Source organism: Bartonella sp. CL25QHWL (assembly GCF_042195335.1).
Classification (GTDB): Bacteria; Pseudomonadota; Alphaproteobacteria; order Rhizobiales; family Rhizobiaceae; genus Bartonella.
This window is the reverse complement of sequence record NZ_JBHIOE010000005.1, coordinates 61,529-79,258: the sequence shown is the minus strand read 5'-3', so window position 1 is coordinate 79,258 and position 17,730 is coordinate 61,529. Positions and strand designations below refer to the sequence as shown.

12 protein-coding genes and 1 pseudogene are annotated in these 17,730 nt (G+C 39.2%); 5 read left to right on the top strand and 8 right to left on the bottom strand.

What is annotated here, in order from left to right:
* Positions 1 to 1,267 precede the first annotated feature (1,267 nt).
* Both pyk and ACFILY_RS04145 read right to left on the bottom strand, forming a co-directional pair.
* Complete coding sequence (gene pyk / locus ACFILY_RS04150; RefSeq protein WP_375637566.1) at positions 1,268 to 2,704, bottom strand: pyruvate kinase; 1,437 nt, start codon at positions 2,702 to 2,704, stop codon at positions 1,268 to 1,270.
* Complete coding sequence (locus ACFILY_RS04145) at positions 2,701 to 3,189, bottom strand: DUF1036 domain-containing protein (protein WP_273790491.1); 489 nt, start codon at positions 3,187 to 3,189, stop codon at positions 2,701 to 2,703. Before ACFILY_RS04145 ends, pyk begins: the two co-directional genes overlap by 4 nt.
* A 262-nt stretch (positions 3,190 to 3,451) precedes the next feature.
* Between ACFILY_RS04145 and ACFILY_RS04140 the strand changes: the two genes are divergently transcribed.
* Positions 3,452 to 3,712: a DUF2312 domain-containing protein gene (locus tag ACFILY_RS04140; protein WP_005774567.1), complete on the top strand. Its 261-nt coding sequence runs from the start codon at positions 3,452 to 3,454 to the stop codon at positions 3,710 to 3,712.
* Between the two features lie 538 nt (positions 3,713 to 4,250).
* Here the strand turns inward: ACFILY_RS04140 and rimJ are convergent.
* The 4 genes from rimJ to ACFILY_RS04120 all read right to left on the bottom strand — a co-directional run bounded on the left by rimJ (position 4,251) and on the right by ACFILY_RS04120 (position 8,371).
* A complete protein-coding gene (gene rimJ, locus ACFILY_RS04135) occupies positions 4,251 to 4,814 on the bottom strand; it encodes a ribosomal protein S5-alanine N-acetyltransferase (protein ID WP_375630918.1) in 564 nt (187 codons plus the stop codon).
* 572 nt (positions 4,815 to 5,386) lie between these two features.
* A complete protein-coding gene (locus tag ACFILY_RS04130) occupies positions 5,387 to 7,249 on the bottom strand; it encodes an ABC-F family ATP-binding cassette domain-containing protein (RefSeq protein WP_273790552.1) in 1,863 nt (620 codons plus the stop codon).
* Entirely contained in the window at positions 7,249 to 7,635 is a 387-nt protein-coding gene (locus tag ACFILY_RS04125; protein ID WP_273790493.1) for a hypothetical protein, read from the bottom strand. Before ACFILY_RS04125 ends, ACFILY_RS04130 begins: the two co-directional genes overlap by 1 nt.
* Before the next feature lie 100 nt (positions 7,636 to 7,735).
* Positions 7,736 to 8,371, bottom strand: a complete 636-nt coding sequence (locus tag ACFILY_RS04120) for a thiamine diphosphokinase (RefSeq protein WP_273790494.1) — start codon at positions 8,369 to 8,371, stop codon at positions 7,736 to 7,738.
* A 147-nt stretch (positions 8,372 to 8,518) separates the two neighbouring features.
* Here ACFILY_RS04120 and ACFILY_RS04115 point away from each other — a divergent pair, with 147 nt between their 5' ends.
* Positions 8,519 to 10,096 carry a M48 family metalloprotease gene (locus tag ACFILY_RS04115; protein ID WP_375630917.1) on the top strand — a complete coding sequence of 526 codons (1,578 nt, stop codon included), beginning with the start codon at positions 8,519 to 8,521 and terminating at the stop codon, positions 10,094 to 10,096.
* Positions 10,097 to 10,405: 309 nt separating this feature from the next.
* Here the strand turns inward: ACFILY_RS04115 and ACFILY_RS04110 are convergent, their stop codons facing one another.
* On the bottom strand, positions 10,406 to 11,317 hold the full coding sequence (locus ACFILY_RS04110) for an RNA polymerase factor sigma-32 (protein ID WP_015856975.1): 912 nt from the start codon (positions 11,315 to 11,317) through the stop codon (positions 10,406 to 10,408).
* Positions 11,318 to 11,894: 577 nt separating this feature from the next.
* Here ACFILY_RS04110 and ACFILY_RS04105 point away from each other — a divergent pair.
* The 3 genes from ACFILY_RS04105 to ACFILY_RS04095 all read left to right on the top strand — a co-directional run bounded on the left by ACFILY_RS04105 (position 11,895) and on the right by ACFILY_RS04095 (position 14,727).
* Positions 11,895 to 13,475, top strand: a complete 1,581-nt coding sequence (locus ACFILY_RS04105) for a hypothetical protein (RefSeq protein WP_375630916.1) — start codon at positions 11,895 to 11,897, stop codon at positions 13,473 to 13,475.
* Positions 13,476 to 13,496: 21 nt separating this feature from the next.
* On the top strand, positions 13,497 to 13,838 hold the full coding sequence (gene fdxA / locus ACFILY_RS04100) for a ferredoxin FdxA (protein ID WP_273790498.1): 342 nt from the start codon (positions 13,497 to 13,499) through the stop codon (positions 13,836 to 13,838).
* A gap of 304 nt (positions 13,839 to 14,142) precedes the next feature.
* Entirely contained in the window at positions 14,143 to 14,727 is a 585-nt protein-coding gene (locus tag ACFILY_RS04095; RefSeq protein ID WP_273790499.1) for a CarD family transcriptional regulator, read from the top strand.
* Positions 14,728 to 15,630: 903 nt separating this feature from the next.
* On the opposite strand, the pseudogene ACFILY_RS04090 reads toward ACFILY_RS04095, so the two are convergent.
* Positions 15,631 to 16,352 (bottom strand): annotated as a pseudogene (locus ACFILY_RS04090) (tyrosine-type recombinase/integrase); the annotation flags it as partial.
* Positions 16,353 to 17,730: the final 1,378 nt, after the last annotated feature.

Sequence of the window (17,730 nt, the reverse complement as noted above, 5' to 3'; positions counted from 1 at the left end):
AAGGAGGCTGCCTTATATCACCACATTTCAAATGAGATGTCTTTTAACAGCGCAATAAGATAACAAAACCAACATCATTGTAAAAAAATCATATAAATGACAACAGCAACAAACAAATAAAGCACCCTTCGAAAAAAAGAGCTATATTCATGTTCCCTATGAATGCATGTCCAAAATCCTTGCCCCTAGATAATATCAAGCAGATTCAATATATTAAAAAAATAACCTTATCTATTATACCGTAAAACACCGCCATTTAATAATATAAGCACCATGGAGTCTTTGCACCTAGAATGTCCATCCGATGAAACCCACCGAAAAGAACCGTATCATTTATAAACCAGCGTGAATTAAGTATTTTCATCCTTTAGAGCAAGAAAAAAGTCAAAACCGAAGAGTATGTTAATCTCATACAACCTCAAACATCATAAACAACAATAATAGCTCTTGAAAACATCCTCTACCGCTATTTTTATCCTTATAACAAATAATCCATATTCCTCTCCCCACCACCCAAAATCTCCAAGCTTAATAAAAGAGCAAGTCGGCACCATCATTATAACCAGCCCTCAATATTGCGACAGCCCCCTTGGCTCTTAAAACGGTTCATAAGAATTATGCCTTTCTTGTACAATTTTTACCCACATGTCCCACCCGCTTGTGACGTACAAGCAAAGAGTTATAATTAACAAAACATAAATAAATTGAAGAGAATTTTACGGAATTCGGGGTTCTAATTCAAGTTTAATAACGATAAATTATCATTATAAATCAATATGTTGCAAATGATCAGACAAAGCATATTTTAAAAACACATTCACCCATCACTTTTTCTCATAACATACCAGTACGATTTTTTAGGCACATAATTTTAATTTTATTCAATTCTGTTTGCAAAAGTTTAAAATGAGAACAATTTCAAGGCTCTCATTCAAAAAGAAAAAGAATAAATTCTCATTATCAATGAACATCTCGCTCGTATAAACTCAATAAAGCAATCCCCAATATGCCTTAATGAAATAAAAGGGGGGCTCCCATTAAATGCCCTACCGTAAAAGCAGCTTCCTCAGAACTAAAACAAAATCAACAGACAACATCACCGCATCTGCTCCCATCCCCAAACTGGACGACCTAATGCAACACCTTGCTATCTTACGATAGGAGATAAAAGAATAATGGGTTCTATGGAGGCATTCACAAGAGGCGCGCACCCGTTGTTTTTAAAGCCTGTTCAAAGGCGCATGAAAAAACACCATGCGTAAACGGCTCAAATCCCTTTCGTTCCATCTTGAGAGACAGAAGCAATACGCAAGAGATTTGTCGCACCGGGCGTTCCAAGGGGAACCCCAGCTGTCACAAGGAAGCGATCTCCTCCTTTGCAAAAGCCTTCCTGAAATGCAATAGCTGCTGCACGATCAACCATATCCTCTAAACTCCGTGCATCTTGCGTGACCACACAATGAAGCCCCCAAACTAAAGCCAAACGCCGTGCTGTTTCCACAATGGGCGATAAAGCAATAATCGGTCTATTAGGGCGTTCACGAGAGGCGCGCACCCCCGTTGTTCCTGAAGCCGTATAGGCAACGATAGCGGATAGAGCAAGTGTTTCAGCAATCTGACGTGCAGCAAGAGAAATCGCATCCGTTCCTGTTGATTCTGGTGCTGGATGTTGTGCCCCAACCTGAGCGGCATAAGTGTGATCCTGTTCGATTTGCCGCGCGATTCGGTCCATCATAAGCACAGCTTCTTCAGGATAGCGACCAGAAGCAGATTCAGCAGACAACATCACCGCATCTGTTCCTGCATAAACTGCTGTAGCAACATCCGACACTTCTGCGCGTGTGGGAACAGGAGATGTAATCATTGATTCGAGCATTTGTGTTGCCACCACAACAGGCTTTCCTGCTAAACGACAAGCTTTTATGAGCTCCATCTGAAGTGCAGGGACCTTTTCCAAGGGCATTTCCACTCCAAGATCACCCCGTGCAATCATAATACCATCGGATACCTCAATAATTTTCTCTATATGCTCCAAGGCTTGAGGTTTTTCGATTTTAGCCATCAAAGACACCTTGCTTTTCGTCAACCGACGCACCGCCATAATATCTTCTGGACGTTGAATAAAAGAAAGAGCAACCCAATCAACAGGCTGCTGTAAAAGAGCCTGAAGATCCTCCTTATCTTTTGACGTCATCGAATCAAAAGGCAAAATTGTATCGGGAAAACTGACACCCTTTCGATCAGAAATACGGGTTCCAGAAACCACGCGACACTGTACAGAATAACCATCACAAACTTGCGCACGCAGTTCCACCCTTCCATCATCAATCAACAACCGATCCCCTGGTTTAACAGCCGAAAATACATCCTCATGAGGGAAAAAAACACGCTGTGCATCACCAAGAACATCGCGATTATCTAATGTAAAGCTTTGCCCAACACGCAAATCTTCTTGCCCCTTAGCAAAACGCCCCACACGCAGTTTTGGCCCCTGAAGATCCACTAAAATACCAATGGGGCGTCGAACTGTTTTTTCAACTTCTCGTATAGACTTGACCAAATCACCCAGCATATCACGATCAGTATGGCTCATATTAAGACGAAAAACGTCTGCCCCTGCCCTAAAAAGCTTCTCAATCATCAAACGAGAAAAAGAAGAAGGACCAAGAGTCGCAATAATTTTTACTTTACGTGCACGTTTCACGGTGGAGAATTTCCTGAAAGAGAAGGTATAACTGAATTGTTTAACAAAGACTCATCCGTCAACTGTACCATCCAACTGGTTTGATTTCCGGTATCGATCTCTTTAAATTCAGCCTTTTGATATCCTCGAGGGAAACAATCATGAACCCCTTGAATGGTAAATTGGCTATCTTGTACACACATGGTCACAGAGCCTGCCCAGTTCCCTTTTTTTTGTGCCCCTTCCGCATAAAAATAATAAAACCGTGAAGCAAGAGGCCCCTCAATTAAAGTTTTACATTCCGTCACTGGTACCGTCCACCAGCCTTCGCTCACCCACCCTGAAAATGTACGATATCCAAGAGCAACCCCTACAGACTGTTGGGTTGTATTACACACTCTAAAGTCAGCTTTTGCAAAAACAACGAGGGGAAACAAGAGCAAAATACTCAAGAGAAAAACTTTTAATCCTTTCTGAAACACCCAATATCGTTTTTTTAAAATCACAAAACTTCCTCTATAATGTCAAATTCTCAAAACAAATTACACATTTCTTTTTTAAAAGCTTTTCAAGTCTAAAACGTATATTTTCATATTTTTCTTTTTATAGCCCTTTTATCAATGCATATATCTTAAAAATTTTACAAAATATTTAAAGTCAATTTGTAAAAAAGCTGTGTAGCTTGATTTACTTTTTATTTTCAAGCTTTTTTAACATAAATTCGTCGTCGAAAAACAACTTTAAATATATAACTTGGAGAAAAATACAATGAACGATACAGTAACCGATCAAACACACGCTATATCCGTAAACCAATTACGCTCTTTTATCGAACGTATTGAACGACTAGAAGAAGAGAAAAAAACCATTTCTGATGATATTAAAGACGTTTACACTGAACTTAAAGGCTCTGGCTTTGATAGTAAAGCTGTTCGAAGCATTATACGGCTGCGTAAAAAAGAAGAGCATGAAAGAATGGAAGAAGAAGCAATCATTGAACTTTATAAAAATGCGCTTGGTATGAATTAAAACCATTGATAACATTGGAAATTTTCTTAAGAAAAGAAAATACAAAAAACAAATGGCAAAAAATAAATGAATGTATAAAAATTTCACCCAACAATAAGCCGTTTGTGTAACTTGTAACGAGACTATCGGTCACAGAATACACAATATTGCAACAGCCCTCACATTTAAAAGGATTTATACAGAGAATTTTTATTCTTATTCTTCAATCATTGTTTATCCACATAAACCCTCACTTGTATGCCAACCCAGTTTGTGATGTGCAAGAGAGGTGTTTTTTATGATTAAACATCAATAAATTTGAAGTGAGAAAGTCTTCCGATATTGAGGACTCTCTTCAAATTGAAAAAAAATGAATTATGATGATAAATCAATTTATTATCTACGAAAAGAAACATATGAAAATGGTCAGCAGTTGAAATCCGCTAAACGAGATTCTAAACTATTTATAAAAGAAGAGGTGGTTAAAGATCTTAATCTTTGAGGATAGGGAGAAATTCAGCATATTTACACATTTGATAAAAAGACCCTTAACAAAACTTTATTGGAATCTATTAACGGACTCATAAAGATCATTGATTCGAGAGGTTAGAATGTGATCTCTCCATTTTCCAGAAATCATCAAATAGTCTTTGGCATAGCCCTCTTTTTCAAAATGAAGGCGTTTTAATAAACGTTCGCTTTTTATGTTCTCAGGTCTATAATTTGCCATCACTCTATGCAGATGATAAACATGAAAGATATGGCGTATTAGAGCCGATAAACTCTCAAACATGAGACCTTTGCCTTGTTGTTTTTCATCAAGAGAAAAACCAAGATGACAGGCTTGAAAAACACCCCGAACCACATTTGTAAAATTCACAACACCGATGACTGTGTTTTCATTTTTTAATCGTACAGCATATCGATATGCTTGTCCCTGTGCACTTTCACAAGCAAATGCATTGGCTCGTGTTTCCCAAGCTGTTAGGGTATGGTAATCGTCAGATCTAACAGGTTCAAAAGGATGCAGATGATTCGCATTACGGAGGTAATAAGAAGACAGTTCAGCTGCATCTTCTAAACCGATCAATGTAGAAATTGTTCGCTTTGTTTTAATTGCCATCATTTTCTCCTCCTAGACAATGTCACAATAACACGTTGATTTATCTTAACAAATCATCATTTTTAAACTCAAATCATAATGTCGAATACAGTAAGCTTTCCTCATCACAACACTTCTTACGTTAGAATCAATGAGGATCATTTGCTTTTCCATCATAAGCGGAGGTGGTATGTTTAAAGCATAAGGTAAAGACAAGGGAATATTTCTTATGAATGCTCTCAAGTTCCAAGGGGCGCTGTAGCAACATTGGGGACTGGCAAAGTATGCAAGGGAACTGGCATATTTCCATATACGAAATTTTGGAAAAACTCACGGCAAAGATAGTTTTGTTTCTTTGCCTTGTAAGCTCAGAGCATGCTTGTTTTGCGCTATCATATCACTGTCCCCCCGTATACAAATCCCAATGACCATCACCTTGAGGTGCTATATGTTACAGTGCGATCTAAAAAGTCTCTGCCATAACTCGTCAACAACACTGTTCGCGCAAAATCAGCCATAAGATCTTGTAACAAATCAAAGAAAAGCGATGATGCAATACGAATTAAAATGCTTAGATATTAATATCTAAAACATTACCGTGAACACGCTTCCATTTCTTCGCGTAAAATTTCAAGCTCTAACCATTCTTCTTCTTTTTGTGTGCAAGTATTTTTCTTTTTTTCCAACGTTGTTGATAAACGCTCAAAACGCTCTTTATCACTGCGATAAAGGGCTGGATCAGAGAGTTCTTGCTCAATTTTTTTGATTTCGTCCTGCAAAACAGCAATTTCTTCAGGCAATTTTTCCAATGCATAAACCTGCTTATAAGACAATTTACTTCGTGTTTTTTTCTCCCGCCCTATCAAGCCATGATCTGTTGATGTGTCCTGCTTTGAAAGCTCTCCCGCATGAGATTTTGAAGGTGCTTTACGCTGCGATAATTCTGTTTTTTTGCGTTGTAAACGAAGAGCATGCTGGTTTTGCGCCATCATATCACTGTAGCCGCCCGCATACAAAACCCAATGACCATCACCTTGAGGTGCCAACATATGCGTTACAGTACGATCTAAAAAGTCTCTGTCATGGCTGACCAACAATACAGTTCCCGCAAAATCAGCAATAAATTCTTGCAACAAATCCAAAGTTTCCATATCCAAATCATTGGTCGGTTCATCAAGAATCAAAAAATTTGCAGGACGAGAAAGAAGTCGTGCAAGCATGAGGCGTGCTCTTTCTCCCCCGGAAAATTCTTTAAGGGGAGTGCGTGCTTGTTCCGGTGAAAATAAAAAGTCTTTCATATAAGAAACCACATGCCGCTCCAGCCCATTGATCACAAGAGTATCACCTCTTCCCCCCGTTAAATAATGCGCTAAAGTTTCTTCTTCATTTAAAATACGTTGCTGATCAAGCAATGCCATAGAGAGGTTATAGCCATGCCTCACCGTTCCACTATCCACGGCTTCTTGCCCAATTAATGCAGAAAGGAGCGTTGTCTTTCCGATTCCATTGGGTCCTACCAACCCGATTCGATCACCCCGCTGAATGCGCAAAGAGAAATCTTTCACGATAATGCGATCACCATAGGATTTTGAAATTTTCTTTGCTTCAAGCACCAATTGCCCAGAATCATGACTTTTTGCTGCTGTCAAAAGTGCATTTCCCGGCTGCCCTTTATAGGTTTGATGACGCTGTCTTAAGTCTTTTAATTCGCCTAAGCGCCGTACATTACGCTTACGCCGTGCGCTCACGCCATAACGCAACCATTGCTCTTCACGAGCAATTTGGCGCCCCAATTTATGCTGTTCGATGGCTTCTTCTTCCAGTGCTTTATCACGCCAATTTTCAAACTCAGAAAAACGCTTTTCCAGTCTTTTGGTTGTGCCACGATCAAGCCATACCGTTGACCGCGTAACATTTTCTAAAAATCGCCGATCATGGGAAATCACCACAATCGCTGAACGCAAAGAAGCCAAAACAGCTTCCAGCCATTCAATGGTTGGTAAATCAAGATGATTGGTTGGTTCATCTAAGAACAAAATATCGGGTTTTGCAGCAATGGCCCGTAACAGTGAAACACGCCGCTTTTCGCCTCCCGAAAGCGTTTCCAATTTTTCCGCCCCAGAAAACCCTAAATTTGTGCGAAGCGTATTGATCCACTGGACATCAGATGTATCGTCCAGCCCCGCTTCCATATAAGCATTAATATCTTCAAATCCTGAACAATCCGGATTTTGTGAGACATAACGGAGCGTTACTCGCGGGTGGCGAAAAATTTCGCCACCATGAGGTTCTAATATTCCTGCGGCAATTTTTAATAGGGTCGATTTTCCACAACCATTACGGCCGACCAGCGCAATACGCGCCCCCTGCTCAACCGATAAACAAGCTTGATTGAGCAAAGGCGTTTTTCCAAAATTTAAGAAAATGCGGTCAAGCCGCAGAAGCGGCACCGCCATTAACGAACGCGGCGCGGACAAGGTGCTTTATACATCACCCCTCTTGCATCACGGTAAGCACATAATTGTCGTACAGGAACTCTCTGTCCACAAGGTGCTTGGTAAACATGCCCTCTACGACCACGATACGTGCACAATTGTGATACCTGTCTTTGTTGTTTTCTTTGATTTGCAGCTGCACCTGTTACTGTTCCAGCCAAAGCACCAAATGCTGCACCGGTCAGTGCTGCTCCAGGCGTACTTCCAGCAATAGCAGTTCCAGCCAAAGCACCGATTGCTGCTCCTCCTACGCCGTAACGTGCAACGCGTTCATCGTTTGTAGTACAAGCGACTGAACTGAAACCAATGGCTGAAACAACGGCCACTTTAAAAATTGATTTTAACATATCAAAACCTTTCCTTCTCAAGATCAATACATATATCGTTTATGTCGGCACTTCATCACTAGGCCCCCCCCTGCCTTATTCAAAATATATTGGAAGAGCTTTATGGAATAGGTACAGACACTAACAATATAGCTTTTCCAGAACCTAAATGGCAAGAAAAGGTTCCACAAATACGGTTAGAAAGTGTTAAAGAAGAGCCAAATGACACATTTTTGTCACAAATTGGCCATTTTACCCCTTTAAGAGTTAAACCTTTTAAATCAGAAAAACCGATAATACTAAACAAACATCCCTTAGGCAAATCATACGAACAAGGTTTTGACAAAACCGGCCAACCTTCTTCCAAACCGCTTGTCAACAACACTGAAATACCCCTTTCAGCCATCATCAACGCTTGCGTTATATGAGAAAGGCTGTGATCACTTCGCTCCCCTCCCAAAGCACCGCACAAAATAAGCTTTTTAGCGCCATTTTGCAGCGCTCTTTCACATGCCAGAGCACTATCTGTCATATCTTTATCAGAGGGAAAAACTTCACGCGGAACATGACTATATTGACGTATTAAATTCTCATCTGATGAATCAAAATCCCCTAACCACAACTCAGGCGTCGCATTAAGCGCTGCCGCATGACGCATACCACCATCAGCAGCAATTACCCGACTGTTTTGAATTTGATTAAGCAAACGATCAGTGATATGAACATCCCCATTTAATAATATCGTAAATGTTGTCATGCCATACTTTGCCTTTCACAAAATTTTCTTTACAGTGCATCTTTTTATAAGTGAGAGTCATTTTTTATAAACAAAAAGCATGATATAGCCAAACGAATCCTTATCTCTAATGCCTTTCTTAAAGAAACATACGATACAAAGATACAAATGCAATTTGCCAAATTACTCCGCAGAAATAATGTGCACCATGGTCCAACGCACCCCATTTTTCACCGCAATTTTCTTTTTCGCTCGTGCCTGTATAAAGCCACTCTCATAAGTTTAACGTTTCTCCTTTCGGCTTGTCATACACCACTTTCTCAAAATGATAGGCTTTCTTCCACTTCTTCTAAAACGATCAAACGTACCAACAACCACAATATCTATGTCACATTAAGCGCTCTGCAACACCCACGTATTCTGCAAATGTATGGTGGCGCTTATCATGATGCAAAACTTGAACACCTTTTAGCAAAGATTGTCCGTAAACTGGCAGTTGCATCACATAGTTCTCATCAAAGCTATTCTGTAACAATTTTAAACTCAGAAACTGTCAATGCCTTTGCGCTCCCCAATGGCTCGATCTACATCACTCGTGGTATGCTGGCATTAGCCAATGATTCTTCAGAAGTTGCAGCCATTTTAGCCCATGAGATAGCACATATCAGAGCCAATCATGGCATTTTACGCCTGCAAAAAGAAGCCCAATTAAAGATGACCAATCACATGTCTTCACGTCTTCTTTCTTCTATTGGCAAAAAACTTCATAACCCTATGCAAAACAAGCAACAACTCGCGCAATTTTCCCGCAATCAAGAGCTGGAAGCTGATTCCCTTGCACTCGAAATGCTCCAACAATCAGGATATGATCCATTTGCTTCACCGCGCTTTCTTCAAACAATGGAAGCCTATAGTGCTTTTCGTAATATCTCCGGCACCCAAAATGCCTCTCTAGATTTTCTAGCTTCTCACCCAACCACCCCTCAACGCATTCGGCTTGCGATAGAAAAAGCGCGTAAAATCAGTAAAGGGAATAGTACAATATCCGATCATGATTCTTTTCTCAAAAGCATTGATGGCATGATTTTTGGAGGAGGCTTTTATACAGGTTTTGTACGAGGCAACCAATTTATTCACCCACAATTGCGCATAGCTTTTTCTGTTCCAAATAATTTTACAATAGAACATTCAGCACACACTGTTTGGGCCAGTGGACCAGATAAAATTGCGATTCGTTTTGACGCTATTCCACATCCTGCTGAAATATCTGCGAGTGATTATTTGAAAAGCGGCTGGATTCTCGGGCTAGACCAATCATCTATCCGCCCCATCACAATTCAAGGGCTCCCCAATCAAGAATTTACGCGTCAAGGATTCCAAAGCCAAAGTTTACTTGGAGCACAGGCCTATGCTACCAATGATCAATGGCAATTTGATGTGGTTGCCATTCCATTCAACAACCACATCTTTCGTTTTTTGACGGCCGCTCCACATAATTCTCGAAATTTTGCAGAGGTTGCCAAAAAAACGCTACAAAGCTTTCATTCTCTTTCATCTTCACAGTTAAAAAAATTGCAGCCCTTAAAAATCCGTGTTGTTCGTGTTAAACAAGGAGAAACCGTTGCAAATCTTGCAGATAAAATGCAATACACACCATATAAAGAAAAACTCTTTCGCATCCTCAACGCCCTCTCACCAACGCAAACTTTACCCGCAGGTACCAAAGTGAAAATTATTACAGAATAAGCCCTTTTTCTCATCTGCTACAGTTTTAATTCTTTTCTATCTGTATCACGCCCTCCCCCTTAAAGCATATTCGAAAATAAGGAGGAACACTTTAAAATCCAATTTCATCATGCCTCTATAGGCCTCCGTGTGATACATATTTCCTCCAACTAACTCTGCCCCCTGTCTTCCTCTGTTTACCAGTAGCGCCCCCAAGGAGGCATATTCCTAAACAAATATGCCCCCCCCTAAAACTGACTTCATCATATTCTCATATGCCCCCACTCAATATATTCTCTTTCCTCCTCCCCCCCCAAAGCATTTCACTGCTTATATATCGTAAGCGTCTTCTGAATGAACCGTAAGGAGAGCAGAACGCAATTTTTGCAAAGCCCTAGCTTCAATTTGACGCACGCGCTCTTTCGAGATTCCTAACTTTTCACCCAAAACTTCGAGAGTCGCCCCCTCTTCATTTAAGCGACGAAAGCGAATAATTTCCAACTCCCGTTCGTTGAGAATTTGCAACGCATCGTAAAGCCACTGTGTACGCCGTTGACCATCAATGACTTGCTCAATTAAAGCATCAGGAAGAGGACTATCATCCACCAAAACATCCATCTTAGCAATGGGATTATCACTATTCTCAGAAACAGAAACACTCAAGGAATTATCAGAACTGGAAAAACGAAAATCCATCGTTTCAACATCGCGCACGGAAACGCCAAGCTTTTCAGCGATTGTGCGAAAAATATCCTGTTTTGACAAAGCACTATCATCTTGTATCAGTTTTGCACGCAAACGCCGAAGATTAAAGAAAAGTGCTTTTTGCGAAGAACTCGTTCCCCCTCGAACGATTGACCAATTTCGCAAAATATAATCTTGAATAGAAGCGCGTATCCACCACGTTGCATACGTTGAAAAACGCACTTCCCGATCAGGTTCAAAACGTGCAGCTGCTTCCAATAGTCCCACATACCCTTCTTGGACCAAATCTCCCAATGGCATTTTGAAACGTTTAAAGCGATTAGCAATAGCAATCACTAAACGCATATGAGCCGCTGCAATTTGATGCATGGCATCATCATCACGTTTGTCTTTCCACCGCAGAGCCAAATCATGCTCTTTTTGTCGTTCAAGATAAGGTGCTTGCATAGCAGAACGCATCATATTACGTCCTAAGCTTTTGTCTGCATCGCTATAATTTTTGCTGCTTTTATAAACAGCATTTGAAAGATTACCCATAATAACCCCTTGCGATTAAAATTATCAAAATTGATTTGGCAACGACATCATTGTTCTTTGCTTAAAAAGAACGCAAAAGTTGTTAACTTCTGTACCTACTACTTTAACGTGTAATTTTATAATCGCAATTGTTTTTTTTACTGTCATGGTAAAACTTCTTGTCATAAGACACAATTTCACCTGCAAAATGCCTTTACAACATGCCTTTTAGCCTATGAAATATTTGAAAAAACTTTCTCTCCACTTTTCATGACAAAACAGCAAAAAAAATAAAGTGATCACGCAAAACAAATGCTGTTTTTTGATAACCAATTCCGTTTCCTTTTAAATTGAAGAATTTATTCATGCTTTCAGCTTTACAATACAACTAATAAGTGTAATTTGCAAATATAAAGCATCTAAACTGAATGAAAACTGAATAAAAAAAGAATCATTCAAGTTTTAAAGGCGCAAAGAAACAGCAAAAAATGACAAGAGTGATTGAAGCAAACGCAACAAACGTGTTAAAGAAAGAGCACCATTATGAAATTGTCGCAAAAAGCTTTTGACCAGTGTCACACTGAGAAAGAAAATGATCATGGATAGCAAGATTGTTCAACAGAATGAGATTCTTCAAGATGATATTCTCATTGAAAAACACGGAAGGGGTAAATTTGAAGGTTTTCGTTTTTATGCCAACAAAAACAGTACCGATCAAATAGCTGAGAAGCAAATTTCAACAGAGAATGAGAATTTGATTCTTGCTTTTTCCAAACGCGCGACACGTTTTTGTGCTTGTGCAAATGGAGATTTTACCCTCAGTTCTGATGGAATTGTGCGCTGGATTGGTCAACCCGTAGGACAACTTGTAGCAACAGAAGATTTTTTCAAACCAAAACTGATTGTTTTAGCAGATGAACAACTCACGGGAGAATCCCGCAATAACGTTGTGAAGCGATTAGAACGCTTTGTCACCTTTCATTTTGAAACGACTTTAAAACCCCTGTTTGATTTGCGCAATGCTGATAATTTAACGGATTCAACAAACAGTCTTGCTTTACAACTTTTTAACTCTTTAGGGATTTTACCACGCCGTGAAGTTTTAGACATTGTCAAAAAACTTGCGCAAGAATCACGTGCCGTGCTTCGGCGTCTAGGCGTGCGTTTTGGCGCTTTTCACATCTATGTTGCCGGAATGCTTAAACCTGCTCCGGTTCAAGCCATTACTCTCCTGTGGAATCTTCAAAATGCGGGACAAGATCAAACTGGTTTGGGTGAAATTTTTTCAGCATTATCTGCTGGTCGAACCTCTTTGATTGTTGACCCTACCTATAACCGCAAATTTTATCAATTAGCCGGCTACCGAATCTTAGGACAACGTGCTGTACGGATTGATATTTTAGAACGTCTTGCCAATCTCATCCGCCCCGCACTTCATTGGAAACAAGGAAGTGATCCCAGACCCGATGGAGCCTATGATGGCAAAAGTTTTTTTGTTACACCAGCCATGATGTCCATTCTTGGGGCCAATGGAAACGATATGGAAGAAATCCTCAAAGGACTTGGTTATCAATCGTACAGCATAAGCAATACTGTTTTTGAACAAAATCTCTTTGCACACCAAGCCTCTTCCCCTGTCAATAGGACAATGCAAGATGTTCCTGCAGCAGAATGCGTTGGAAGTCAATGGCAAACAATAAGCGATTTAGAAACAACACGAGAAGAAAAAAATACCTCATACCCAAACACTTTATCCTCTGGTATTGAAAAACATCTCCATAAAACCAATCGCTTACCAGCAGCTGAACCTGTTGGGAATTTTGCCAAATCCCCTCGCTCTACAGAAGAAGGTAAAGTTATTTTATTATGGCATTATAAGCATCAATTTCACCACCACGCACAAAAAAAACATGATAAATTAGGAAATAAGTGGCAAAATAAATCGAAGAACGCTGTAAAAAAAGCGGAACACACAAATGAAAATCCCCCTCAAGAAGCACTATCACAAGCAAAACGCTCTCATAAGTTCCACAAATCCCAAGGAAAACATGCAAATCATAAGCCTTTTCACAAAGAAAAGCGCCTTAATCCTGATTCACCTTTTGCGAAACTAGCTGTACTACGCGATCAACTCACCAATCATAAAAACACGCACCCACTTTCCTCTAAAGAGAATTAAAGTAACAAATGGAGTTTGATCTTGACCCACGTAGTAACCGACAACTGCATTCACTGCAAATATACGGATTGCGTTGAAGTCTGCCCTGTTGATTGTTTTTATGAAGGGGAAAATATGCTTGTTATTCACCCCGATGAATGCATCGATTGTGGTGTTTGTGTGCCAGAATGCCCAGCAGAAGCGATTTTACCTGATACAGAACCAGGATTAGAAAAGTGGTTAGAACTTAATCTTCATTATGCAAACAAATGGCCTAATCTAACCACCCGAAAAGATCCCCTTTCTCAAGCAAAAGAAATGGATGGCGTTCCAAATAAATTAGAAAAGTATTTTTCAGAAAATCCAGGAAGTGGCGAAGAGTAATGATACAGTGTACACCCTCCTCCTTCAACGACTGAAAGACTTCTCTTGTAAAAATAAAAAAATCCTTAAGCGAAATGATTGATTCTTTTAAAGTTTGATGTTAGTGTTATTTTAACATGATCATCTTTCTAAGTATTTTTCTTTGCTTTTTACAGTAAAGCAATGTATTTTTTTTGGATTTAAAAGTACTCGGCTTTTATGCTCACTTAATTGGTACAATATACTTGGTTAAAGAAAACTCAACCCTCAGGTTTATAACCTGTTTTCCGATACATTTGTTGATCATAAGGGAGTAAACTAAAATATGGCATCCCAACATGGAACGTCTTCCAAGACCAAAGAATTTGCAACCTCTGAATATATCGTCTACCCTACACATGGAGTAGGACAAATTATAGCGATTGAAGATCAAGAAGTTGCAGGACATAAATTGAAACTTTTTGTCATTCATTTCGCGAAAGATAAGATGGATGTCAAAGTCCCCATTGCAAAAGCCCTTTCCGTTGGAATGCGTAAATTATCTGCTAGTGACTCTGTCGAACGTGCCTTAAAAGTTTTACGTGGAAAAGCACGTGTTAAACGGACCATGTGGTCACGTCGTGCACAAGAATATGATGCCAAAATCAACTCAGGAGATCTTATTTGTATCGCCGAAGTGGTCCGTGATCTTTTCCGCTCTAATCTACAACCTGAACAATCTTACTCTGAGCGCCAACTTTATACAGCTGCTCTTGAAAGAATGGCCCGCGAAATTGCGGTTATTAATAGTCTTTCTGAAACAGAAGCTATCAATCTCATAGAGATGCATCTCTCCAACAAGCCGGAACGCGAGTTTAAAACTGAGAGAGAAGAAACAGATGAAAACAGTAAAGCTGTCTACGCTGCGTAATACACTCTTTCATCATAATGATGATATCTCGATAAAACCAGCGAAAGCTGGTTTTATTTTTTAACATCCTCTCTGCCCTTAAGGACAAAGTTTCTTAACCAGCGCCAATCTATAAACAATCTAACTTTTCGACAAATTCCTCCTCATTTTCTTTCTTCATAGATAACAAACTGATTAATCATCATAATCTAGCATTATTCATATTAAATTAGAATCTTGAATATGGTAAGATTACTCATTTCAAATTGCTCTCATGTTGAATTAATCAAATCACTTGCTTGTCAATCACAAGCGAGGCTGATCTGTGGGTAAAAACTGTACAAAAAGAGCAAGACACTGTCTCAAGCACCAAAGGATATACCGACATTGGAATCTGGCAAGATGTGTAAGGGGGCGGGACTTGATTTTTATTAAGCGTAAAGATCATAGTGCCGTTTATACACTACACCGAGATTTTACCATTTACCCTTCTACAAAACCATTATAACATTCAAAAACGCCGTCATAAAATGGATAGCACAAATATTGAAAAATATTCCTTTTAAAAAACGCGTGACGGTACAACATAAGCATATTTTGTCGTGGGCGCTCTATTTTGCATGAGAAGCATTCCCCCATTAAAGAACGCGATAAAAAAAACATGAACTAAAACCATCATCTCCATTCTGTAAAAGGCATTCCAAATACTTTTGAAAGCAGTAACGCTCACTTAAAAAATAACAATAAAAATGAACGTTGGCATTGCCCTTTCAATTTTATATTTTTCCCAAATGAGGTTATATTCTCATTTCAGAGATTACGAGATATACGCAATATTCTTACTCCAATCGGACACATAAAATCTAGAATGATTCATAGAACTCTTAAAAGTCTCAATCTCTGTTTCAAACAAACCGCTAAAGATTGGATATTCTCAGCAGGAATTGTCCATATATCATCTTCAATCTGATCTTCACGAATATGACGCAAAGGATTAGTATGAACGCCTGTCAGGATAAGTAAACGCAAAGCCAGTTGTGTTATGTTTTGTGTTTTACAGAGTAACTGATAAAAAACCGGCACATCTCTCCAATCCATAGCTGGTCTATTTTACGTTTTATGACGTTGTTTCCCTAAGAGCGCGCATGCTTTTATCGTTTCTTGTAAATCAACATCAAAACCCAAGGCAACCGTATGTTTAAGACAAAGATTAAGACGCTTCAGTGCTGTCTGAGCTGTTCCAGCTTTTGCATGCCAAATGGGAGAAAGCGTATTGCGTATCTCAGTTTGCGTAATCTCTGAAACGGGCAGACAGCCTAATTTAGGGAGAATATGGAGGCGTAAGTGTAAAAACCAATCACAAGCCTCACCATCATTTTTTAATTCAGCTTTACGGCTTTCAAAAGCATCTAGAGCAATATCTTTTAAATAATGGAGATTACTTATTGCCTCACGCTTTATGTTTATTGCGTTCTTTAATGGGATCACGCCCCTCACGTAAAACAGCCCGCCACCCAGTTGCCAATTACGGGCTTGTTTTAAAGAAACATCTCTCAAGGCACCCAAGCCCATTTCGCAGCCCCCGGAAAGGTATAACGGTAAATCCATTGACACCACCCCCATCTCTTACGTTTGTGAAGAAGCAAGCCGGCACCATCGTTATATTTGTCAGCTCGTGGGTGTTGCGCTACAGCCCTTGGCTCTTAAGACAATTCATAAGAGTCCTTTCTTATACAAATTTTATCCACACACTCATCCCGCTTGTGACGTGCAAACGAGTGGTTTTGATTGATTCTAGATAGAGAGATTTGAAATGAGTGAATCTTACGTTATTCGGGGTTCTAATTCAATATGAAAACAGTGAATTATATATATAAATCAATGTGTTGTCTAGTAATGAACAGATAACAAAAAAATCATAAACTTAGGTAAGCACCACCATAAAATCACTCATAAACCAGCTATGAACTGGAGAGTCGTACCGGCTTTGATAAAATACTTTGCTCATCCCCATACACAACACATTTGGTTTTAAGTTTACTTATTTTTACAAGCTGTTCGCAACAAATCCCTTATATTCACAAAAATAAGAAAAATATATGGACAATTCTTAGTTCAAAAATATGAAAAGACAGCGTGATATTCATAGAAAAGTCTCATGTACCTTTATCAATCAAAAGCACTAAAGATCATTGAATGTGTACACCTTCTGTCTTGTAACGGTTGTCTCTTTTCTGCTCATAAGAAAGCACGCTGGCATCAGCATACACTTAATCCCAATGTTACAACAATTCTTACATTTGAAAGTATTCATTATAGACATTTTTTCCTTTTTTATAGAGTTTTTACTCACATACCATCCCCACTTGTGACCGAAAAGCAAGTGATTGTCATTGATTCAACATGAGAGAAATTTGAAATGAGAAAATCCTACGATAGACCTTCCATTCAAGGCGCAAAACAACAAATGATCTTTATAAATCAATGTGATGTCGATCTCTATTTTTTTAAGGAGAATCACATGTCACAATATAAGCCTATAGACAACCATTGCCTTAAATATTCTCATAAAAAACACCGATATGCTTAAAGCCTTACATAGATCAACTGCCTTAAACGATGATATTTTACGGTCTAATAGGATTCTCTCTATAATCAATAAAGATTAAGTGCGATACAAAATGATTCTATTACTGAGCTAACTTATATCAATACCCAAGCTCTTAACGAAGTCATCATAAAAGACACTGATACAAGTAGCCCTTTATAGCCTCTCAAGAAAACAAGAAAATCATCTCCCACAATAGAATCATTTCTCTACGGCAAAACTTTATCCCACATATGTTCCCAAGAAAAAGCGAAAAACGCATCTTACCCAATGCATTCACTAATGAATCAAGAGAAACTTACCACTGAAAGAGATAAAACGCTAAAGTTTTAACCACTAAAACAGAACGTCCACGATACATTCCCTGTTCCACATCGATAGAAGACGATGCAAGAGAACCTCAACATTCATCTTAA